The sequence below is a fragment of the Pseudomonas sp. BIOMIG1BAC genome (assembly GCF_001705995.2).
GTDB lineage: Bacteria > Pseudomonadota > Gammaproteobacteria > Pseudomonadales > Pseudomonadaceae > Aquipseudomonas > Aquipseudomonas sessilinigenes.
Map to the genome: position 1 here is coordinate 7,449,863 of NZ_CP049045.1, position 21,912 is coordinate 7,471,774.

Sequence of the window (21,912 nt, forward strand, 5' to 3'; positions counted from 1 at the left end):
GATTAGCCGCCCGGAGTGCTCCATGCCTGATTACCGCTCGAAAACGTCCACCCACGGCCGCAACATGGCCGGCGCCCGCGCCCTGTGGCGCGCCACGGGGATGAAAGATGCCGACTTCAAGAAGCCGATCATCGCCATTGCCAACTCCTTCACCCAGTTCGTCCCGGGGCACGTGCACCTGAAGGACCTGGGCCAGCTGGTCGCCCGCGAGATCGAACGCGCCGGTGGCGTGGCCAAGGAATTCAATACCATCGCCGTGGACGACGGCATCGCCATGGGCCATGACGGCATGCTGTACTCGCTGCCCAGCCGCGAGATCATCGCCGACTCCGTGGAGTACATGGTCAACGCCCACTGCGCCGATGCCATCGTCTGCATCTCCAACTGCGACAAGATCACCCCCGGCATGCTGATGGCCGCCCTGCGCCTGAACATCCCGGTGATCTTCGTGTCCGGCGGGCCGATGGAAGCCGGCAAGACCAAGCTCGCCTCCCACGGCCTGGACCTGGTGGACGCCATGGTCATCGCCGCCGACTCCAGCGCTTCTGACGAGAAGGTCGCGGAGTACGAGCGCAGCGCCTGCCCGACCTGCGGTTCGTGCTCCGGCATGTTCACCGCCAACTCCATGAACTGCCTGACCGAGGCCCTCGGCCTCGCCCTGCCAGGCAACGGTTCGACCCTGGCCACCCACAGCGACCGCGAACAGCTGTTCCTGCAGGCCGGACGCACCATCGTCGAGCTGTGCCAGCGTTACTACGGTGAGAACGACGAATCCGTGCTGCCGCGCAACATCGCCAACTTCAAGGCATTCGAAAACGCGATGATGCTCGACATCGCCATGGGCGGTTCGACCAACACCATCCTGCACTTGCTGGCTGCCGCCCAGGAAGCCGAGATCGATTTCGACCTGCGCGACATCGACCGTCTCTCGCGCAGCGTGCCGCAACTGTGCAAGGTCGCGCCGAACATCCAGAAGTACCACATGGAAGACGTGCACCGTGCCGGTGGCATCTTCAGCATCCTCGGTTCGCTGGCCCGTGGCGGCCTGCTGCACACCGACCTGCCGACCGTGCACAGCCGCAGCATGGAGGAAGCCATCGCCAAGTGGGACATCACCCAGACCACCGATGAAGCGGTGCACCACTTCTTCAAGGCAGGCCCTGCCGGCATCCCGACCCAGACGGCGTTCAGCCAGTCGACCCGTTGGGAAACCCTGGACGACGACCGTGAAAACGGCTGCATCCGCAGTTTCGAACACGCTTACTCGAAAGAAGGCGGCCTGGCCGTGCTGTACGGCAACATCGCCCTGGACGGCTGCGTAGTGAAGACCGCCGGCGTCGACGAGTCGATCCACGTGTTCGAAGGCAATGCCAAGATCTTCGAAAGCCAGGACAGCGCGGTACGCGGCATCCTCGCCGACGAGGTGAAGGAAGGCGATATCGTGATCATCCGCTACGAAGGTCCCAAGGGCGGCCCAGGCATGCAGGAGATGCTGTATCCGACCTCCTACCTGAAGTCCAAGGGCCTGGGCAAAGCCTGCGCCCTGCTCACCGACGGCCGCTTCTCGGGCGGCACCTCGGGCCTGTCCATCGGCCATGCTTCGCCGGAAGCTGCCGCTGGCGGCGCCATCGGCCTGGTACAGGACGGCGACAAGGTGCTGATCGACATCCCCAACCGCTCGATCAACCTGCTGGTCAGCGACGAGGAGCTGGCTGCCCGCCGTGTCGAACAGGACAAGAAAGGCTGGAAACCTGCGGAAGTTCGCCCACGCAAGGTGACCACCGCCCTGAAGGCCTATGCCCTGCTGGCCACCAGCGCCGACAAGGGTGCGGTCCGCAACAAGGCCCTGCTCGACAGCCTGTGATCGCCACCGGCAAATGAAAATGCCCCGCCATGTGCGGGGCATTTTTTTACCTTGCGCCAGTGCAGGCTCAGGGCATGCGCTCGCCCAGCTGCGCGCGCAGGAAGCGATACAACCCGTCGGCGCTCTTGCGATAGCCGTCGGCGGTCAGGTGGACCAGGTCGTTGCGTGCCAGGTCGCTGGCCTGCCAACGACTGATGGAGCAATCGCCGCCCATGAACGCCTGCCAGTCCCAGAACAGCGTGCGGCTGTTTTTCGCCACGTCCTTCTGAATCTGGATGATCTGGCGCAGTGGCTGAGGTTGCGAGGCTGCACAGCTACCGGCATTGCGGCGCTTGATGGAGTCCGGCGGGCCGACCAGCAGGATCACCGTCTTGGGCAGGTTCTTGCGCAACAGCGCGACCTTCTCCTGCAACTGGCTGCGATACAACTGCAGATCGATATCGTCATCGAAGGCCTCGTTGGTGCCATAGGCCAGCACCACCATGTCCGGGCGCAGGGCCTTGAGGGCCTCCAGCCAGCCGGGCTGCCACTTGTCCAGCACATCCAGGCGCGCGCCGTTGATACCCAGGGCGGAATAGATCACCCCGGCGCTCTTCTGTCCGAGGATGTTCCAGCCACCCAGGGCCAGGCCCTGGCTGTTGGCCACATTCAGGTCCAGGGGCAGGGTCAGGTTGTTGAACGGAGGGCTCATGCGCCATTGCCCGCCAGTGGCAGCCAGCATGCGGCTGCTCTTGTTGAGGTTGTCCCGGGCGGTCAGGGTATTGTTGCTGGCCGCCTGGTACAGCGCAGAGATGCGGTATTGCTGGTTGCTCGCCTCGCGCTCGGCGATGTGCACCCGGGCACCCGGGGTCATCGGCAGCGACAGGTAGCCACCCAGGGGAAACTGCGTGCTCTGCTGGTTGCGCGCCGACACCAGCGACCACTGGCGCTTGGCGGCGCTCAAGATCACGCGCTCGTAGCGGGTCCCGGGTACCGGCGTGGCCGCTACGAAGCCAATGCCGCCATCACCATATTGTGCCTGCAGCAGGCGTCGCATCTCACCGCTGAACAGGTCGGCCGCGGTATGCGAGTCGCCCAGTTGCACGATGCTGATCGGCGTGCGGTTGGAAGTACTGAACTTGCGCGCCAGCAGTGCCAGGTTCGGGTCACTGCCGGCGGTCACGACCTTCTTCTGGCTCGGGCCAGACTTGGCCAGTGCCGAGGCAGGAGTGGCCTGGACCTCGGTGGTCGGGCTGCAACTGCTCAGCAAGGTGATGCCCAGCAACAGCGCAATACCTTGCAGTCGCCCCATATCAATGCTCCGTTAATTGTTGACTGGGAAAATTGATCATCGAGATCACACGCTCAGCGATCAGCTTCTGCCCAGTGGGTGTGAAGTGAATACCGTCATCGACCCGGGTCTTGACCTTCTGGCCATCGGCGGTGGTGCGGTAGTAGGAAAACTCGTCGTTGCGGTAGCCGAGAATCTCGTTGGCCGAAACGAAGTGCTGGTGGTACTGCTCGATCTGGCTCTTGTACAGATCGCTCAGGTAAGCCATTGCCGTAGACAGCTTGGCTTTCTCCATGTTCGGCGGACCGACCCAAATCACCTGCACATTATGCGCCTGGGCGGTGTCGAGGATCGAATCGATGCGCTGGCGATAGGTCTGTTCCCAGTCCGGCGTCTTGAAACGCAGGAATGGCTTGCCCTTGACCACAGGCATGTCCCAGGGGTCGTTGGGCCCCAGGAAAATCACCATCAGGCGGATATTGGGATTGCCGGCCAGGGTGTTCTCGACGGTCTTGGGCCAGTTGAAAAAGCTCGGGTAGGCAAGGCCGGTACTCTGCTTGCTCAGGTTCAGGCTCTTGACGTTGTAGCGCTTGCGCAAGGTGTTGGCCATGTGGGGCGCCACGCCTTGCATCAACGAGTCCCCGACGAAGAACACTTCGTCGCCGCTGCCGAGGCTGGCCATTAGCGGCGCCGTCACCGGTTGCCCGGGCTCGGCCATATGCCTGGCCGCAGGCGCCGCGACCACCGGCTGCGCAGCCGCGACGGCCAGTTGCGGCGGACTCGGGTGAGCGCTGGCCACCGGAGCCTGGTGCGCCGGAGCAGGCGGCGTGACGACTGGCGCGACTGGCTCGGGCTCTACCTCCACAGCGGCCTGGGCCTGGGCTACCAGGTTCACCTCGCCCTGCACGGCAAAACTGTCGACGAAGGCCACCCGGGCGTTTTCCAGGGCCTGGTTGAGCTGCGCGCCAAAGCGCCACTGCGGATTCTGTGACAAGCCTGGAATCTCACAGGCTTCATGGTATTTCTGCTGGCAGTAAAGACGGATCGACTGCTGGTTGAACCACACCAGCAGCACGCTGGTCACCACCAGGGCATAGAGCACCTTGGCCGCACTGCCAAAGCCTTTCGACAGGGACGAACGGTTAGAAACTGGCATAGATGAACCCCGGCACGCCCGACGGTGAGGCGAAAATGACCACGCAGATAAACAGCCCCAACGGCACTGGATACAGCAGCCATGGCAAGCGGGTGGCCGCATCGAACAGGCGGCGCAGCAGCGCTACGATCCGCGGGTAGAAGGCCACGAACAGCAGGCAGCCCACCAGCGACAAGGCACTGCCGGCCAACCCCGCCAGGGACAGGCCGCCCAGGCCACCAAGCATGTCCAGGGCATCGGGCAGGGTCGCGCAGCGGAAGAAGATCCAGGCCAGCGCCACATAGTGGAAGGTCAGCAGGCGAGCCAGCAGGTCGGACCGGACCCAGGCCGGACCCCGCGCCAGCAATGGGCTGCACAGTTTGTACAGCGCCAGGCCGACGCCATGCAGTGCCCCCCAGATAATGAAGTTGGCACTGGCGCCATGCCACAGGCCGGAGATCAGCATGGCCAGCAGCATGTTCAGGTTGCCGCGCCAGACCGGGCCACGGTTACCTCCCAGCGGGATGTACACATAGTCGCGGATGAAGGTCGACAGACTGATGTGCCAACGCCCCCAGAATTCCTTGAGGTTGCGCGCCGCATAGGGGTAGTTGAAGTTCTCAGGCAGGCGGAACCCCAGCAGCAGGGCGATACCGGTCACCAGGTCGGTATAGCCGCTGAAGTTGAAATAGATCAGGAACGAGTAACCATAGACCGCCCGCAGGATCTGCTCGGCGGAATAGGCCACGGGGCTTTCGAATACCGGGTCGACCCATTCGTTGGCCAACCACGAGCTGAGGAAGAACAGCTTGACCACCGCCACCGCGATCAGGCCCAGCGCCCGTTGCGGCTCCAGCACCTGGCGCAGCTGTGGCGGATTGATCTGCCCCAGCATTGGCACCGCCCGATTGACCGGGCCGGCTACCAGGCTGGGGAAAAAGGCCAGGTACAGCGCCAGGTCGAAGGGCGAGCCAGGCGTCAGCTCGCGCCGGTTGATCGACACCAGGTAGCTGACCGAGTGGAAGGCATAGAACGACAACCCCACGGGCAGCAGCACCTCCAGCAACGGCAGGGATACTTCCACGCCGAACTGAGCGAAGACGCCCTGCACGCTACTGGTGAAGAAATCCTGGTACTTGAACAGGTAGAAGGCTCCCAGCACCAGCAACAACATCAATCCGTTGACCCAGCCGCGTCCAGGGTAACGCTGGCTGAGCAGGCCCAGCAGGTACACCAGGGCGGTATAGCCCAGCAGGATATAGAGGAAGTTCAGGCTGAAGCTGGCCAGGATGGCGTAGCTGGCGGCCAGCAGCAGGACGTTCTGCAAGCGCAGACTGAAGCCCAGGCTCCAGTACAGCATGAAGAACAGGATGAAGCAGAGGCCGAATTCGATCGAGAGATAGCTCACAACGTAGTCCATTACGTGCAGACGGGGGCGAACCCGGCACAGGGAGAGCAGGCGGGAGAGTACAAACGGGCGCGATTATGGCAGAGGGGCTTTGCCTGTCACAAGTTGAAACACTCGCCCTTCCAGGGCTCTGCGGCCCTGGCGGCAGTGCGGATGGGCCGCGGGAGAAAGCGCCGGTGAAAACCTTTCTCCCCGGCGCACAGCGCCTTACTGGATATCTTCGGGCTTGACGATTACCCAGTTCTTGTCGGCAGTCACCGCCAGCCCTTCCTTGGCCTGTGCAGCGGCATGCTTGGCGATCATGCCGTTGAGCTGGGTCATGTACTTGTCCTTGCGATTGACCCACAGGTGGATGCCGCCCTTGGCCACGTCCACATCGTGGAACAGCATGTAGCCATCGCTGGTGGGGGTATCGCCGCCTACCAGCACCGGCTTCTTCCATTCATCGATGTAGGTCATGATCGCCGCGTGCTTGCCGGCCATCCAGGTAGCCGGAGTCCACAGGTAGGGCGTCAGTTCCAGGCCCAGGTTGGCCTTCTCGTCATACTTGCCCTCGGCGATCTGCTTGCGGGCGGTGGTCAGGGCGCCGGTCTTGCGGTCCTTGAGCAGGGTAGTGACGCCGATGACGTTCTGCGGCTTGACGTTGTAGCCGTACTTGGGGTCCGCGGCGACCATGCGCACCAGCTCCTCGGAAGCGGCGGTCATCACGTAGACCTCGATGCCGTTCTCCATCAGCTTGTTGTACAGCTCGGCCTGGCCAGTGAAGACCTTGGGCGGGTTGACCTCGATGGTCTTGACCACATCGCCGTCGTAGTAGGTGCTCGATACCGGCTTGCCGGAGGCCATCAATTCGTCCACATGGCCCTTGAGTTCCTTGAGGGTGAAACCTGCAAATACCTGGGCGACCCAGGGGTAGCAGACCATGTCGTCGATCTCGCAGAGCCGGTAGTAGTAGCTGAACAGGCTCTCCTTGTGCTCGGCGGTGTCCTTGAACGGGATCAGCTTCAGCGACGGGTCGAGGGTGTCGCGGGTGATCAGGCCCTTGTTTTCCAGGTAGGGCAGCAAGGACTCTTCCAGGTCGTAGCGGTAACTGGTGTTGTCCATGTCGAACACCGCGTAGTTACCCTTGTTGGCGTTGGCTGCGATCATCGCCTCCAACTGCTTGGCCTGTTCTTGCGGCCAGTGTTTCAACTCGGTGGCGAAAACCTGGCCGGCGAGGCCCAGGCAAAGGGCGGCGGCGAGCAGTTTGGGTGCGAATTTCATCGGCGATTTCTCCCTGGGTGAAAGTCATCGACGCTAACAAATCCTTGTGACAGTTCTCGTCTGTGCGCGACTTTTCGTGTCCCATGAGCGCCAACCCCATGTGCTATAGCGTCACCGGCTTATTCCAAAAACGACGGTCGCCATGCGATATCGTTATTAATTCAATAGATTTCAAGCTGTTAGGCTTGCCGGTTCGCAATCGCCCCGAGCCGCGATTGGCACATGTTTACCGGAGCCCCAATGAATCTGCCGCTGATCCTCAACCTGCTGGTGTTCCTGGCCCTGCTGCTGGGCCTGGCACAAACCCGCCACACCACCTGGAGCCTGGCCAAGAAGGTCCTGCTGGCACTGGTGCTGGGCGTGGTGTTCGGTATCGCCCTGCACAGCATCTACGGTGCCGGCAACCCGGTCCTCAAGGCCTCCATCGGCTGGTTCGACCTGGTGGGCAACGGCTACGTGCAATTGCTGCAAATGATCGTGATCCCGCTGGTGTTCGCCTCGATCCTCAGCGCCGTGGCCCGCCTGCACAATGCCTCGTCCCTGGGCAAGATCAGCTTCCTGACCATCGGCACCCTGCTGTTCACCACGGCCATCGCGGCCCTGATCGGCATCGGCCTGACCAACCTGTTCGGCCTGAGCGCCGAAGGGCTGGTGGCCGGCACCCAGGAACTGGCTCGCCTGCAAGTGATCCAGAGCGACTACGCCGGCAAGGTCGCCGACCTCAACGTGCCGCAATTGCTGCTGTCGTTCATCCCGCAGAACCCCTTCGCCGACCTGGCCCGGGCCAAGCCGACCTCGATCATCAGCGTGGTGATCTTCGCGGCGTTCCTGGGCGTTGCAGCATTGCAACTGTTCAAGGACGACGCCGATAAAGGCCAGAAGGTGCTCAATGCCATCGACACCCTGCAAGCCTGGGTGATGCGCCTGGTGCGCCTGGTGATGAAGCTCACGCCCTACGGCGTGCTGGCCTTGATGACCAAGGTGGTGGCGGGCTCCAACCTGCAGGACATCATCAAGCTGGGCAGCTTCGTGGTGGTGTCGTATATCGGCCTGGGCCTGATGTTCGTGGTCCACGGCCTGCTGGTCGCCCTGGCCGGGATCAACCCGCTGCGCTTCTTCCGCAAGGTCTGGCCGGTGCTGACCTTCGCCTTCACCAGCCGCTCCAGCGCCGCGAGCATTCCCTTGAGCATCGAGGCGCAGACCCGGCGCCTGGGCATCCCGCAGTCCATCGCCAGCTTCGCTGCTTCGTTCGGCGCCACCATCGGCCAGAACGGCTGCGCCGGCCTGTATCCGGCCATGCTGGCGGTGATGGTCGCCCCGACTGTAGGCATCAATCCGCTGGACCCGCTGTGGATCGCCACCCTGGTGGCCATCGTGACCTTGAGTTCGGCCGGTGTGGCCGGCGTCGGCGGCGGCGCGACCTTCGCCGCGCTGATCGTACTGCCGGCCATGGGCCTGCCGGTATCCCTGGTGGCCCTGCTGATCTCGGTGGAGCCGCTGATCGACATGGGACGTACCGCGCTGAACGTCAGCGGCTCGATGACCGCCGGCGCCATCACCAGCCAGGCGATGGGACAGACCGACAAGGCCCTGCTGGACGCCGACGAGCACGAAGACCTGGCCCACGCCTGACGGCTCCGTGTAGCCGCTGCCGCAGGCTGCGCATGGCCCGCAGGGCCACGGGGACATCGAAATCGCTGAAGGTCCTGCGGACCTTTACGCGGCCTCGCAGGCTCGGCAGCGGCTACAACTCAGGCTCGTTCCCAGACTTCGAAGCTGTAGGCCGGCTTGTCGCCTTCCGCCGGGCTGGGCAGGTCGGACACCAGCTTCCAGCGCTGTTCATCGAACTCTGGGAACCACGCATCCCCTTGCGGGCTCAAGGCCACTCGCGTCAGGTACAGGCGATCCGCCTGTTCCAGGCCCTGGGTGTAAAGCTGCGCGCCACCAATCAGCATCAGCTCGCTGGCGCCCTGTTCCAGGGCCCATTGCTCGGCACGCGCCACCGCAGCTTCCAGCGACGGGTACACCTCGGCACCTTCGAGCGCCAGATCGGTCTGACGACTGACCACGATGTTCAATCGCCCGGGCAACGGCCGGCCAAGGGAGTCCCAGGTCTTGCGCCCCATGATGATCGGCTTGCCCAGGGTCGTGGCCTTGAAGTATTTGAAATCCCCCGGCAGGTGCCAGGGCATGCTGTTGTCGATGCCGATCACGCGGTTTTCAGCGAGTGCCGCGATCAGGCTCAGAGGGAGTGATTTTTTCATGCCGGCGAGCATACCAGAGGGCCGGGGATCTGTTCCCGCCCCACGGCGAATCCCGGCGATCTAACCCGACCAACGCTGCAGCAGTTATGCTCAGCGCACTCTTGAGCGATGGAATGACGCGTGACTGCAATGACTCCCCTGCAACGACTGTGGCTGACCGAAACCGTGCGCCTGCGCGAGGAACACGCCGGCCCCCTGGATGACCAGGAAGCCAACCGCGTGGCCCGGCAACAGGGTGGCGACCTGGCCAGCCGGATCCAGGCCCGGGCCCTGTGGCTGGCCCGGCGCGACGGCTTGGACAGCGCGCTGCTGCACTGGTGGCAAGGGGCACGCCTGGCCTTCCTGGTCCTGGCGGTGCTGGCGGTCCTCAGCGGAGCCGGTCTGGCTTTCAGCGCCCTGGGCAACACCCGGGAGCCGGTGAATGTGTTCTGGGCCCTGGGCAGCCTGCTGGGGATCAACCTGCTCCTGCTGCTGGGCTGGCTGGCCGGGTTGCTGCTGTTCGGCGGCCACGATTCCGGGCTGGGCCGCCTGTGGCTGTGGCTCAGTGAAAAATGCTCGCGCGATGCCAAGGCCGCCCAGTTGCCGCCGGCGTTGCTGCTCCTGCTGCAACGCCACAAGCTCAACCGCTGGGCCCTGGGCACCCTGGTCCACGGCCTGTGGCTGCTGGCCCTGCTCAGCGCCATGAGCATGCTGCTGGCGCAACTGATTACCCATCGCTACGACTTCGTCTGGGAGAGCACCCTGCTGGGGGCCGACGCCTTCGTCTCGATCACCAACTTCCTGAGTGCCGGCCCACGGGCCCTGGGCTTCGGCGTACCGACCGTGGAAATGATCCAGGCCAGTACCCGGGACGTCTACAACACCGAACTGGTGCGCCAGTCCTGGGCGGTGTGGCTGGTGGCGTCGCTGGTGATCTACGGCGTGCTGCCGCGCCTGGTGCTGATGCTGCTTTGCCGCTGGCGCTGGGTCCACGGCCGGGCCCGCCTGCAACTGGACCTCAAGCTGCCCGGCTACGCCCAGCTGCGCGAGCGCCTGATGCCCAGCAGCGAACGCCTGGGGGTCAACGACCTGGCGCCAGAACACCTGCATCAGATCGCCGGCGGCAGCAGCAGCCTGGACAGCAGCGGTGCCTTGCTGGTGGCCATCGAATTGGACGACCAACGCAGCTGGCCGCCGCAGTTGCCCGAAGCGGTCAAGGACGCCGGGATCCTCGACAACCGCGAATCGCGCCACCGCCTGCTGGAGCAGATGAGCCGCTTCCCCCCTGCCCGCCTGCTGATCGCCTGCGACCCTCGGCGCTCCCCCGACCGCGGTAGCCTGGGGTTGATCGCCGAACTGGCCCGCAATGCCGGCGCCACCCGCATCTGGTTGCTGCAGGCCCCAGCCGGCCAGGCCCTGGACGCCGATCGCCTGGGCGACTGGCACGCCGCCCTGGAGCGACTGCAACTGCCGTTCGCCGACTGCGCGCCCTTCAACTGGCTGGAGACCGGCCATGACTGATACCCGCACCCGGCCGCTGACACTGGCGGTGGTCGGCCACACCAACGTCGGCAAGACCTCGCTGCTGCGCACCCTGACCCGGGATGTGGAGTTTGGCGAGGTATCCCATCGCCCCAGCACCACTCGCCATGTGGAAGGCGCGCGGCTGTCGGTGGATGGCCAGCCGCTGCTGGAGCTCTATGACACCCCGGGCCTGGAAGACGCCATCGCCCTGCTGGACTACCTGGAACGCTTGGAGCGGCCCGGCGAGCGCCTGGATGGCCCGGCGCGCCTGGCCCGCTTTCTCGATGGCAGCGAGGCGCGCCAGCGCTTCGAGCAGGAAGCCAAGGTCCTGCGCCAGCTGCTGGCCTCGGATGCCGGGCTCTATGTGATCGATGCCCGGGAACCGGTCCTGGCCAAGTACCGCGACGAACTGGAAGTGCTGGCCGGTTGCGGCAAACCGCTGTTGCCGGTGCTGAACTTCGTCAGCAGCGCCACCCAGCGCGAAGCTGACTGGCGCGAAGCCCTGGCCCGCCTGGGGCTGCACGCCTTGGTGCGGTTTGACAGCGTGGCCCCGCCGGAAGACGGCGAACGGCGCTTGTACGAAAGCCTCGGGCTGCTGCTCGAACAGGCCCGCCCGGCGCTGCAGCGGTTGATCGACGACCAGCAGGCCCAGCGCCTGGCACGCCGCCACAGCGCAGCACGGCTGATCGCCGAGCTGCTGGTGGATTGCGCGGCATGCCGGCGCAGCGTGGCCAGCGACGCCGAGCAGGAGCGCCAGGCCGTCGCCACCCTGCGCCAGGACGTACGCCAGCGCGAGCAGCGCTGCGTCGAGGCCTTGCTCAAGCTGTACGCCTTCCGTCCCCAGGATGCCTGCGCCAGCGACCTGCCATTGCTGGACGGGCGCTGGGGCGATGACTTGTTCAATCCTGAAACCCTCAAGCAGCTGGGTGTCCGGGTCGGGAGTGGGGTCGCCGCTGGCGCGGCGGCCGGGGCCGGAGTGGACCTGCTGGTGGGTGGCCTGACCCTGGGCGCGGCGGCCATCGCCGGGGCCATCGCCGGCGGCGCCCTGCAAACCGCCCGCAGCTACGGCAACCGCCTGCTGGGCAAGCTCAAGGGCCAGCGCGAACTGACCGTGGACGATAGCGTGCTACGCCTGCTGGCCCTGCGTCAGAAACAGCTGGTGCAGGCCCTGGACCTGCGCGGGCACGCAGCGCTGGAGAGCATCCAACTGGCCACCCTCGAGGATAAAAGCTGGCGCGAGGGCAAGCTGCCGCAAGCCCTGGACAAAGCCCGGGCCCACCCGCAGTGGTCGTCCCTCAACCCCGGCAAGCGCCTGGAGCAGGCCGAACGCCAGGAGCAGATCGAAATCCTGGCCCAGGACCTGTAATCCTGCGTGTAGCCGCTGCCGCAGGCTGCGCATGGCCCGCAGGGCCACGGCGGCTGCAAGATCGCTGAAGGCCTGGCGGCCTTGTCGCAGGCTCGACAGCGGCTACAGGGGTTGCAGCAGGGCTGCGGCCTTGTCCTTGAGGATCTGCAGGTCCATCACCGGCACCCACTGCTGCTTGGCCTGTTCGTCCCACTGGCGCAGGCACAGGCTCAGCGCACACAGCGGGTCCTGCTCGAATGCCGTGGCTTCCTCGGCCGTCATCACCCCGCCCTGGTACTCCAGGGTGCGACGACTGGCCTCGCTCAGGCGCTGGAAATACCCCGGCTCCTTGAAGGTCAGGTAGCGCTTGGCCTGCACGTGGTACTCCACCAGTTTCGCCATACGCTCGCTGAAACCGGCCCGGCGCAGGTAGTCGGCCCCCAGCCGTTCATGGCTGACCACGCCAAAACCGCCCATGTTCTCGGCATCTTGCTGGCAGATATGCCCGATATCGTGGAAGAACGCCGCCAGTACCACTTCATCGTCGTGCCCTTCGGCCAAGGCCAGCTGCGCGGCCTGGGACATATGCTCGATCTGTGAGATTGGCTCGCCGATGTAGTCATGGTCGCCAAAACGCTCGTACAGGCCGAAGACCTCGGCGATCGCCCGTTCGCGGTCCATCAGGCTTCCTCCAGCAACTGGGCGATGTTGCGCTCGGCCAGCGCCGGGCCGACGCTCATGCCGACGCCGGTGTGCATCAACGCCGCATGCACCCCGGGCATCGCTTGCAGGAATGAAAACGGCCCCGGCCCACGGGCGCCATAGACACCCTGCCAACGCTCCACCACCTGGACCTTGCAGCCCAGGGTCTGTTCGGCCAGCTCCAGCAGCCAGCTGTCCACCTGTTCGCTGTTGAAAGGCGACGGATCGCTGCCGTAATCGTGGGAGTCGCCGATGATCAGCTCGCCATAAGGCGTCGGGCTGATCAGCAGGTGGATACCGTGCTCATGCAGATGCGCAGCCTCGCGCAGGATCTGCGCCTGTACCGCCTCCGCCTCGGGCAGGTCAGCGAAGGCGCCGTAGTGCACGCAACTCAGGCCGGTGAGCAGGGCATGCTGAAGGTTCAGGTTGACCTGGGGCCGGGCGCGCAACATTTGCAGGCGGCAGATCTGCGGCTGCAGGGCGGCGATCTGTTCGGCCAGCAGGGTCTGGTAGTCATGCCCCGAGCACAGCAGGATGCGCGGTGCCTGGAAGGTCCCGGCGGTGCTGCGCAGCAGGCCTGGCTCGATATCGCGCACCAGGGTCGAAAAGTGGAACTGCACGCCCAAATCCCGGCGCAGGTAGTCGATCAGCATCGGCAGTGCTTCGCGCGAATACAGCTGCTGGTCGTCCAGACCGTGCAAGGCAGCGCGGTGATGACGGAACTGGCCGCCGTACAAATCGTTGAGCGCCGCCCCCTGCAACAGTTCGACCCGATAGCCATGCTCCCGCGCGCGCCCGGCGCAAAAGGCTTCCAGCAGTTGCTCCTCGGCCTCCGTACGGGCGAACAGGTAGGAACCATTGCGCTTGAGCTGCAGCCCGGCCAGTTGCTGCCAGTCGGCCCAGATCTCACGGCTGGCCCTGGCCAGATCCAGCATGGTGCCCGGCGGCTGGCCGGTCACCAGGGCCTGGCCGAAGTTGCGCACCGACGCCCCCTGGGGCGTCGCGCTGCGCTCGAATACGTGCACCCGCAAACCGCGCTTGGCCGCCGCATAGGCGTGGGACAGGCCCAGGATGCCGGCGCCGACGATCAGCAGATCGCTGTGGTTGGTCATGTTCATGTCTCGTTGGTTATGGCGAGGGAGCAAGCTCCCCCGCCACGGCAAGTACCTGTCGTTATTGCGCGGCGACCTTCTCCGACTTGCCGTCATAACGCTTGCGCCACTCGGCGAGGATCTCGTCGCGGTTCTTCGAGGCCCAAGTGAAGTCGTTCTTGATCAAACGCTGCTCGTAGTCCGCTGGCAGTTCGGTCTGCGGCCTGGCGATACCCGGCTGGGCCAATACGGCAAAGTTTTCCTTGTACAGCTCCATGGCCGCTGGGCTGGCAGAGAAGTCGGCAAGTTTCTTGGCCGCTTCCTCGTGGGCGGTACCCTTGATCACCGCAGTCGCCTCGATTTCCCAGCCCAGGCCTTCCTTGGGCAGCACGATGTCCAGCGGTGCCCCTTTGCGCTTGAGCTGCACGGCCGGGTACTCGAAGGAAATGCCGATGGGGAACTCGCCGGCGGCGGCCAGCTTGCACGGCTTGGAGCCGGAGTGGACGTACTGGCCAATGTTCTGGTGCAGGTCATCCATGTATTTCCAGCCCTGCCTCTCGCCGAAGGTCTGCAACCAGGCACTGACATCGAGGAAACCGGTACCCGAGGAGGCCGGGTTGGGCATGACGATCTTGCCCTTGTACTCAGGCTTGGTCAGGTCTTGCCAGCTCACCGGCTTGCTCAAGCCTTGTTTCTTGGCTTCCACAGTGTTGAAACAGATGGTGGCGGCCCACACGTCCATGCCGACCCAGGCCGGTGGATTGGCGGCATCGCGGTAGTTGCCGCCAATCTTGTCCAGATCCTTGGGCGCATAGTTCTGCAGCATCTTCTGCTGATTCAGGATCGCCAGGCTGGATGCCGCCAGCCCCCAGACGGCATCAGCCTGTGGACGGTCCTTTTCCGCCAGCAGCTTGGCGGTGATGATCCCGGTTGAGTCACGCACCCACTTGATCTCGATATCCGGGTTGGCTTGTTCGAAGGCCTGCTTGTAGGTCTTCAATTGTTCAGCTTCGAGGGCGGTGTAGACCGTCAGTTCGGTCTTCGCAGCAAAGGCGTTCAGGCTGACAGCGCAGAGGACAGAAGCGGCAAGAGCCAAAGGCTTGAACATGGTGCGGTTCCTTGGTGAGTGCGGATCAGTGGGTGGTTGGGTGAATTCAATGACCGGGCGCCGTCTGGCGCCAGGCCTGGGAGCGACGCAGCAGGCCGCGCGAAGCACCGGCCAGGAGCAGCGACACGCCGATCGAGGTGAACAGGATCAGGGTCGACATCGCCGCGGCGCCGCCGACGTTGCCGGCGTCGTCCATGTTCAGCACGGCGACGGCGGCCAGGATGGTGTCGGGGCTGTAGAGGAAGATTGCCGCCGAGACTGTGGTCATGGCCGAAACGAACAGGTAGCGCACGATGTCCAGCAGCGCCGGCAGGCAGATCGGCACCGTGACCCGCAGGTAGTGGCGGTACAGCGGCGCCTTGAGGGACAGCGCCGCCGCCTCGAACTCCGCGTCCAGTTGGCGCAGGGCGGTGGTGGCAGTCATCTGCGCGGTGGTCAGGTAGTGGGCGATGGTGCACACCACCAGCAGCGCCATGCTGCCGTAGAACACATGCAGCGGATTGCCGTTGAGATTGAAGAAGAAGACGTAGCCCAGGCCCAGCACCAGCCCGGGTACCGCCATGGGCACGAAGCTGAGCATGCGCAGGGCCAGGTTCAAGCCGCGCTGGCCGCTGGTTTTCTCCATCAGGTAGGCCCCGGTGAAGATCACCACACTGCCGATCAGCGCCGTGCACAGGGCCATGGTCAGGCTGTTGCGATAGGCCAGCCAGCCGCCGCCGGCGGTTTCGTCGAACTGGTAGTGGTTCAGCGACAACGACAGGTTGTAGGGCCAGAACTTCACCAGCGATGAGTACACCGCCATGCCGAACACCAGCAGCAGCGCCGCGCAGATCAGCAGCACGATGACCAGGTAGCAGCCATCACGCAGCCGCGAGGGGGTCGGTTTGAACACCTGGGCCCGGCCGCTCATGGAGTCGCCATGGCGCCGGCGCAACCAGGCATCGACGCCGAAGCTCAACAGGGCCGGCACCAGCAGCACCATGCCGATCAGCGCACCACGGCCGAACTGTTGCTGCCCGACCACGGCCTTGTAGGCCTCCAGGGCCAGCACCTGGTAGTCCCCGCCCACCACCACCGGCACCCCGAAATCGGTGATGGTCAGGGTGAACACCAGGCAGAACGCGGCGAACACCGCTTGCCGCGTAGCCGGCCAGGTGATGCTGCGAAACGCCTTGGCCGGGCTCGCGCCCATGCTCGAGGCGGCATCGAACAGCCGCGCATCGGCCAGGGACAGCGCCGACAGCAGGATCATCAGGGCATGGGGAAAGGTGTAGATCACCTCGCCCAGGACGATGCCCCAGAAACCGTAGATGTTGTCGGCAAACAGCCCGCGCAGCAGGCCCTGGTTGCCGAACAGGTAGACCAGGGCGATGCCCGGCAGCATCGACGGCGCCATCAAGGGCAGCAGCGACAGGCCGCGCCAGATGCCCTTGCCGGGGATCAAGGTACGTTGCAGGGCGTAGGCGAACAGGTAGGCCAGGGGCACGACGATGGCGGCCACGCTCAGGGAGACTTTCAGGCTGTTGCCCAGCAGCCAGTGGAAGTTGGCGCTGGTCACCAGCTCGCGGGCGGCCAGCCAGCCACCGCCCTGCCCGGCCTCGGCACTGAAACCGCGCCAGAAGATCGCCAGCAGCGGCAGCAGCACCGCTACCCCCAGCAACACCAGCAGCAAAACCTTGCCACCGATGACGAACACTCGATCGCCAATCTCGGCCCGGGAAACCTGGCGCGCCCGTTTGGCGGGTAGCGGCAGGGACATTTCGACGGCCATCTCAGGCAAACACCTGCAGGCTGCGCGGTGGCAGGGCCACCCAGATGTCCTGGGCTCCCAGGCGCGGCATGGCCTCCGGTGCCAGCTCCGCCAGCAGCGGATGCCCCGGCAACTGGTTGAGTTCGAAACTCATGCGGCAGCGGTTGCCGAGGAAGGTGATCTCGCGGACCTTGGCCGGGAACAGGTTTTCCTCATGCACCGGCGGGTTCACGCTGATGGCCTCCGGACGGCAGAACAGGCGTCCCGAGGCGGCCTTGGCCGAGTCGTCGGCCAGGCGCAGGTTCATCCCGCCGACCTGGGCATGGCTGTCGCTGCTGCGGCTGAAGGGCAGCCAGTTGCCCTGGCCGACGAACTCGGCGACGAACGGCGTGGCCGGACGATCGTAGATTTCCTGGGGCGTGGCGTACTGCTCGACCTTGCCGTTGTTCATCACGGCGATGCGGTCGGCCATCAACATGGCCTCGTCCTGGTTGTGGGTCACCATCAGGGTGGTGATGCCCAAGCGTCGCTGCAGCTGGCGCAGCTCGGTGCACAGGTGCTCGCGCACGCGGGCGTCGAGGGCCGACATCGGCTCGTCCAGCAACAACAGCGACGGCGAAGGGGCCAGGGCGCGGGCCAAGGCCACCCGCTGCTGCTGGCCGCCGGACAACTGGCCGGGGTATTTCTTCTCGCTGCCGGTCAGGCCCACCAGTTCGAGCATCTGCGCCACGCGCTTGCGGGCTTCGTCACGGCCACTGCCAGCCAAGCCATAGGCAATGTTGGCCTCCACCGTGAGGTTGGGGAACAGCGCGTAGGACTGGAACAGGATGCCGTAGTCCCGGGCCTGCGGCGCCAGGTTCGAGACGTCACGCTGGCCCAGGTACAACTCGCCCGCATCCTGGCGCTCCAGGCCGGCGATGCAACGCAACAAGGTGGTCTTGCCGCAGCCCGACGGCCCCAGCAGGCACACCAGCTCACCAGCGGCCACGTCCAGGGACACGTTATCCAAGGCAGTGAAGGCGCCGAAGCGCTTCTGGATGCCGCGCACCTTCATCGGCGCGCCAGGGTTGCTCAGGGCGGTTGCGGGGGAGTTGTTCATGGACGGACCTCATCTGGCAGATGCAGGCCATCCTAGGGAACGAATGCGTAGGTCTTATGGCAATCAGATAAAAGTTGCCGATAGCGGTATTGGCAGATTTGGGTTGGTGCTCGGCCCCGGTCTCAGAACTTCATGTTCGAGGATTGCTCCAGGCGCATGCTCAGGGAGTGCTTGGTGGAGCCCACCATGGCCCGTAGCCGCTGCAGTTCGCCCTGGCCCGAGGTACTGCGCAATCGGGCAGCCAATCCTTGCCAGTGCTGTTCCAGGCACGGCTCCAGCTCGGCCAGCGCCATGCCCCTGTGCTTGATCAGCCAATGCATGACCAGGTACAGGTGCCCATGCAGCATCGCGTGGACCAGCCGCCCCTGGCCAATCAGGACATCCGGCATGTGGGTCCAGGTATCGGGCGCCAGCGGTACACGCAGTTCCTGGCAGATGGGGCGCACCAGGGCCGGGTCCATGATCGTGTTGTCCAGGTCACGCAGTAACAGCCGCACCGGCTTGCCACCGCGCAGAACGATGTAGCTGTTCTGCATATGCGGTTCGAGGCAGATGCCCCATTGCACGCAAAGCTGCAACGGGCCGCTCATCAGCACCTCGGCGTAGCGCTGGAAGCTATCGAGGCGGTCGCTGTGGCTGTCCAGCTTCAGCAGGGTCGCGGCCTGTCCGGTCGGGCTCCAGAGGTTCAGGGCCGGCACCACCACCTCGCCATCTCCTGCCAGACAAGGCCCCCTGACGATGGCGCTCAGGTGTTCGCTGACCAGGGCATCGTCCCAGCACAGGGAGGCGACGTCGTATTGGAAGCCGATGCTGGCAATCTCGCTGCGCCCATGGACCTCACGGACGATGCTGGAAACGAAGGGCGCGTTGTAGCTATTGAGGCGGTACAACAAGCGACGCTCCCCGGTCAGGGTGGCATCCAGCGCCAGCTTGACGTCGTACCCTGTCGCCAGCACCCGGCAAGTGCGCTGGGAAGCCAGGGGCACCACTTGCAGTTGGGTCGGCGCGAGGGATACCAGGTCCCTGCGCAGCAACTCGCGGACGACCGGAGACAGTCGCAGTTGCCAGGGATGGACAGGCAGCAGGCCCTCCTGGCCGGCGATATCCGGCCCGCCCCAATGCTGCGCGCAAGACTGCGGGTCCGCATAGTCGCTGGAGTGGAACCTGAAACCAGCGGCATTCACCAGGAACAGCGGGACCGGCTCTGGCGAAAGGTTCGAGACATCGACCACGTCCTGGATGCAGGGGCCGATCCGCAGCGCCGGAAACGGATAATAGCCATGGCCCCGGCACACCGGCTCGATGGCACACCCGGGTTGCCCGGCACGCCGACCCAGCGCCAGGTTGAGGATCAGGTTGCAGAAGCTGTTGCGGTAGTCGTGCGCCAACGCCGGCAAGTGCCTGCCATAGGGCGTTCCTGCAAGCACCTGGCCCAGGGCACGCAAGAAGGGCCCGGACCAGGCCAGCTCGCGGCACTGGCCTGCGTCGTCCAGCCTGGGGTTGGCGAGCAACTCGAAATACACCTGTGGAGCATCGCCCACCAACTGCATCTGCAACGTTGGCCCCAGCCCCAGGCACAAGCGCAGGCCGCCCTCGCCTGCCACGCGGGTTATCCGCTCATCGCATAAATGCTCGAGAAACACGTAGTGCAACAGGCGCGCCATGCAGATGAGGTGGGCTTCCCGGTAGATCGCACGCAGGCCCTGCCTGTCCAGGCCATTGCACAGGCACCAGTGCCTGACCGTCGCCAGGGATACCGTCGCTGGAGGGCGCATGTCCTTCATCCTGGAGTTGAACCGCTCATTCGAAGACCCGCAGCTCAAGTTCATGGCGGGTAATGGCATCGAAGTCATCCATGCGCTCGAGCATCAACGCTTTGGCCTGTGCCGCCTCGCCCTGGGTGCAGAATCCTTCGATGAGCCGTGCGGTGTAGGCCACATGTCGGGTTTCATCGAGCAGCAGGCGATCGAGGATCCGCGCCAACCGGGGCCTGCTGTCCACCGGGCAGAACTGCAGCAGGATCGGCCGCTGCATCAAGTGATGCACGCGAGTGCGGATCTCGGCGATGTTCATCTGGATCAGGTCGTCCAGGGTAATGGGGTGGGCAAAGGCCGAGCCGGGCACCGCCACCGGCGCTTGTTGCCGGGAATAGCCGGGAGACAGCGTCAGCAACTGGGCGTGGAGCTTGCGGTCCACCGCCCCGGGAAAAGCGATGTCCAGCATCTGTACATAGGCCCGTGCATGGTGGGACTCATCGATGGCGTGCTGGCGTATCTGCGCGGCTAGCCCGGCATCGGGCGTACTGGCCGCAAGGCTCCACAAGCGAGTGGCGCCATCCCCTTCACGCTCGGCATTGGTGATCAGGGAGATCGCCAGCCATTGCGGATCGCACGCGGATTCATGGTAGATATCGGCATAAGTGGTTTCACCGAACAACGGCGGACTTTTCTGGCAGGCATTACAGAGCAGGTCGTCGTAATGAAACAGCAACGGCACATTCTGTTGGCGCAGTGCCTGAAGGGTGGAATGGGCAATGTCGCTCATGACGCACTCTCCTGCGTGGAAGTGAAGCAAGAGCCAGGAGTTGCACGGTGTTGCTACAGGCAACCCGGACCTGGAAAGATCAACCAGCAGCAACTACCGAACTCTGCGCGATGAACAGTCGAAAGAACTGGGGCAGCGAATATCTCCGACATACCCCAGCCACTCCAGTGTGCAGAGTTTCAATAGTCATGCTTCGGATATGTCGGCTAGTGCGTTCTGAACGGAGCGTTAACCGCCACGAAAGACAAGTTGGCCTGCGGGTGCGTCCTGTTCAGCTCGGCCAGGGACTCAGGGTCGATCTCCAGCTTGCCGTTCTTGATCGAGCCGACGATTTTCACCGTATGCCCGTCGTCCGCCAGCTTCTTGAGCGACTCCGACAACCGCCCTGGTTTTTTTGCCGTACCTGTTTCGTCCTTCTTCATGATTCCATCCTCGTTGCGTTCAGTGACCCCCACGCGCAACGTTAGTGCATGGTTCTTATATATCTGGCCCAAGCGGACGGACGGCCAGATATAAAACGCGATTAGTATCCGAGAATTATGAGAATTCACTATTAGTCGATCTTTACAGTCCATAGCGACTAATTAAAAGCATGTAGTCCGATGCCCTGGACACATAAAACCGCCGACTATTGATGCAACTAACTGCAATAGGACAAATTAACTTTGGATATACCCTGGAGTTCAGGGTAAAGCCGGGGCCATTTCCTGGGCCAGGCCGAGGAAGGCTGCCGGCAGGCGGGCGTTCTTGCGCTCCTTGAGGCAGTACAGGTATTCAACGATCTGCGGCGCATGTTCGATGGTCAGCACCCGCAGTTGCGGATCGTGGGGAACCTCCTGGCGGGCGATGATGCTGATGCCGATATTGCGCAATACCGCCTCGCGGATCGATTCACGGCTGCCAATCTCCAGCAACGGGCCAAAGCTGACGTTGGCGCTCTTGAGTAGCGCCTCAGTGAGGCTGCGGGTGGTGGAACCCGGCTCGCGCATCAGCAGGGTATGGCCAGCCAGGGCACTGAGCGGCACATGCTCCAGGGCCGCCAGGGGGTGATTGCGATGCACCGCCAGCACCAGCGGGTCGCTGCCCAGCACCCGGCGCACCAGGCGCGAGTCCTCCAGCAATTGGGAAGAGGCTGCCACATCGACCCGGTATTCCTCCAGGGCCTCCAGCACCTGCTGGGAGTTGCCGATTTCCACCGATACCTCCACTTGGGGCAAGTGCTGGCGGAAGGTCTTCACCAGGTCGAGGATGTAGTACGGCGCGGTGGCGGCGATCCGCAACGTGCCCTGGACCTGCCCGCTGTTACGCAGGAAGAACTCGATATCGGCCTCCTTCTGCAACAGCTCCTTGACCATCGGCAGCAAGCGCGCGCCCTCGTCGCTCAGGCTCAGGCGCCGGCCACCGCGGTAGAACAGCTCCACCGAGTACTGGCTTTCCAGGTTGCGGATCTGGGTGGTCACCGTGGGCTGGCTGAGGCCGAGCTTCTTCGCCGCCTGGGTGATGCTGCCCAGCCGGGCGACCATGTAGAAAGCCTTCAGCTCGGCACTCAGCATGACGGCTTACCGC

At 64.3% G+C, this 21,912-nt stretch carries 18 protein-coding genes; 4 read left to right on the forward strand and 14 right to left on the reverse strand.

What is annotated here, in order from left to right; all coding sequences use genetic code 11:
- Positions 1-22: 22 nt before the first annotated feature.
- Positions 23-1,864, forward strand: a complete 1,842-nt coding sequence (gene ilvD / locus ATY02_RS34690) for a dihydroxy-acid dehydratase (protein ID WP_068575453.1) — start codon at positions 23-25, stop codon at positions 1,862-1,864.
- A gap of 67 nt (positions 1,865-1,931) precedes the next feature.
- Here the strand turns inward: ilvD and ATY02_RS34695 are convergent, their stop codons facing one another.
- The 4 genes from ATY02_RS34695 to ATY02_RS34710 all read right to left on the reverse strand — a co-directional run bounded on the left by ATY02_RS34695 (position 1,932) and on the right by ATY02_RS34710 (position 6,940).
- Positions 1,932-3,155: an SGNH/GDSL hydrolase family protein gene (locus ATY02_RS34695; protein WP_068575452.1), complete on the reverse strand. Its 1,224-nt coding sequence runs from the start codon at positions 3,153-3,155 to the stop codon at positions 1,932-1,934.
- Position 3,156: 1 nt separating this feature from the next.
- On the reverse strand, positions 3,157-4,290 hold the full coding sequence (locus ATY02_RS34700; RefSeq protein WP_068575451.1) for a DUF459 domain-containing protein: 1,134 nt from the start codon (positions 4,288-4,290) through the stop codon (positions 3,157-3,159).
- Entirely contained in the window at positions 4,277-5,677 is a 1,401-nt protein-coding gene (locus tag ATY02_RS34705) for an MBOAT family O-acyltransferase (RefSeq protein WP_068575450.1), read from the reverse strand. The genes ATY02_RS34700 and ATY02_RS34705 overlap by 14 nt, the downstream gene beginning before the upstream one ends.
- Before the next feature lie 207 nt (positions 5,678-5,884).
- On the reverse strand, positions 5,885-6,940 hold the full coding sequence (locus ATY02_RS34710; protein ID WP_068575449.1) for a phosphorylcholine phosphatase: 1,056 nt from the start codon (positions 6,938-6,940) through the stop codon (positions 5,885-5,887).
- A 240-nt stretch (positions 6,941-7,180) separates the two neighbouring features.
- Here ATY02_RS34710 and ATY02_RS34715 point away from each other — a divergent pair, with 240 nt between their 5' ends.
- The gene (locus tag ATY02_RS34715) at positions 7,181-8,572 is read left to right on the forward strand and encodes an L-cystine transporter (RefSeq protein WP_022641662.1); all 1,392 of its coding nucleotides are present in this window, start codon (positions 7,181-7,183) and stop codon (positions 8,570-8,572) included.
- A gap of 119 nt (positions 8,573-8,691) precedes the next feature.
- On the opposite strand, the gene ATY02_RS34720 is transcribed toward ATY02_RS34715, so the two are convergent.
- Positions 8,692-9,204 (reverse strand): dihydrofolate reductase, encoded by a 513-nt coding sequence (locus ATY02_RS34720; RefSeq protein ID WP_068575487.1) that lies wholly within the window; start codon positions 9,202-9,204, stop codon positions 8,692-8,694.
- A 120-nt stretch (positions 9,205-9,324) separates the two neighbouring features.
- Between ATY02_RS34720 and ATY02_RS34725 the strand changes: the two genes are divergently transcribed.
- Both ATY02_RS34725 and ATY02_RS34730 read left to right on the forward strand, forming a co-directional pair.
- On the forward strand, positions 9,325-10,704 hold the full coding sequence (locus tag ATY02_RS34725; protein ID WP_068575448.1) for a DUF2868 domain-containing protein: 1,380 nt from the start codon (positions 9,325-9,327) through the stop codon (positions 10,702-10,704).
- On the forward strand, positions 10,697-12,073 hold the full coding sequence (locus tag ATY02_RS34730; RefSeq protein ID WP_068575447.1) for a GTPase/DUF3482 domain-containing protein: 1,377 nt from the start codon (positions 10,697-10,699) through the stop codon (positions 12,071-12,073). The genes ATY02_RS34725 and ATY02_RS34730 overlap by 8 nt, the downstream gene beginning before the upstream one ends.
- Before the next feature lie 102 nt (positions 12,074-12,175).
- Here ATY02_RS34730 and ATY02_RS34735 read toward each other — a convergent pair whose 3' ends face one another.
- From ATY02_RS34735 to ATY02_RS34775, 9 genes are all read right to left on the reverse strand, one after another.
- Positions 12,176-12,733, reverse strand: a complete 558-nt coding sequence (locus tag ATY02_RS34735) for a phosphonate degradation HD-domain oxygenase (RefSeq protein WP_068575446.1) — start codon at positions 12,731-12,733, stop codon at positions 12,176-12,178.
- Positions 12,733-13,866: a TIGR03364 family FAD-dependent oxidoreductase gene (locus ATY02_RS34740; protein WP_068575445.1), complete on the reverse strand. Its 1,134-nt coding sequence runs from the start codon at positions 13,864-13,866 to the stop codon at positions 12,733-12,735. Before ATY02_RS34740 ends, ATY02_RS34735 begins: the two co-directional genes overlap by 1 nt.
- 61 nt (positions 13,867-13,927) lie before the next feature.
- The gene (locus tag ATY02_RS34745; RefSeq protein ID WP_068575444.1) at positions 13,928-14,953 is read right to left on the reverse strand and encodes a putative 2-aminoethylphosphonate ABC transporter substrate-binding protein; all 1,026 of its coding nucleotides are present in this window, start codon (positions 14,951-14,953) and stop codon (positions 13,928-13,930) included.
- A 46-nt stretch (positions 14,954-14,999) separates the two neighbouring features.
- Positions 15,000-16,724: a putative 2-aminoethylphosphonate ABC transporter permease subunit gene (locus ATY02_RS34750; protein ID WP_068575443.1), complete on the reverse strand. Its 1,725-nt coding sequence runs from the start codon at positions 16,722-16,724 to the stop codon at positions 15,000-15,002.
- 1 nt (position 16,725) lies between these two features.
- Positions 16,726-17,802, reverse strand: coding sequence for a putative 2-aminoethylphosphonate ABC transporter ATP-binding protein (locus tag ATY02_RS34755; RefSeq protein WP_068575442.1), 1,077 nt, complete (start codon positions 17,800-17,802; stop codon positions 16,726-16,728).
- A 122-nt stretch (positions 17,803-17,924) separates the two neighbouring features.
- Entirely contained in the window at positions 17,925-19,577 is a 1,653-nt protein-coding gene (locus ATY02_RS34760) for an IucA/IucC family protein (protein ID WP_068575441.1), read from the reverse strand.
- A gap of 25 nt (positions 19,578-19,602) precedes the next feature.
- Positions 19,603-20,346: a hypothetical protein gene (locus ATY02_RS34765; protein ID WP_068575440.1), complete on the reverse strand. Its 744-nt coding sequence runs from the start codon at positions 20,344-20,346 to the stop codon at positions 19,603-19,605.
- Between the two features lie 206 nt (positions 20,347-20,552).
- Positions 20,553-20,768 carry a hypothetical protein gene (locus ATY02_RS34770; RefSeq protein WP_053133871.1) on the reverse strand — a complete coding sequence of 72 codons (216 nt, stop codon included), beginning with the start codon at positions 20,766-20,768 and terminating at the stop codon, positions 20,553-20,555.
- A 261-nt stretch (positions 20,769-21,029) separates the two neighbouring features.
- Positions 21,030-21,899: a LysR family transcriptional regulator gene (locus ATY02_RS34775; RefSeq protein ID WP_068575439.1), complete on the reverse strand. Its 870-nt coding sequence runs from the start codon at positions 21,897-21,899 to the stop codon at positions 21,030-21,032.
- Positions 21,900-21,912: the final 13 nt, after the last annotated feature.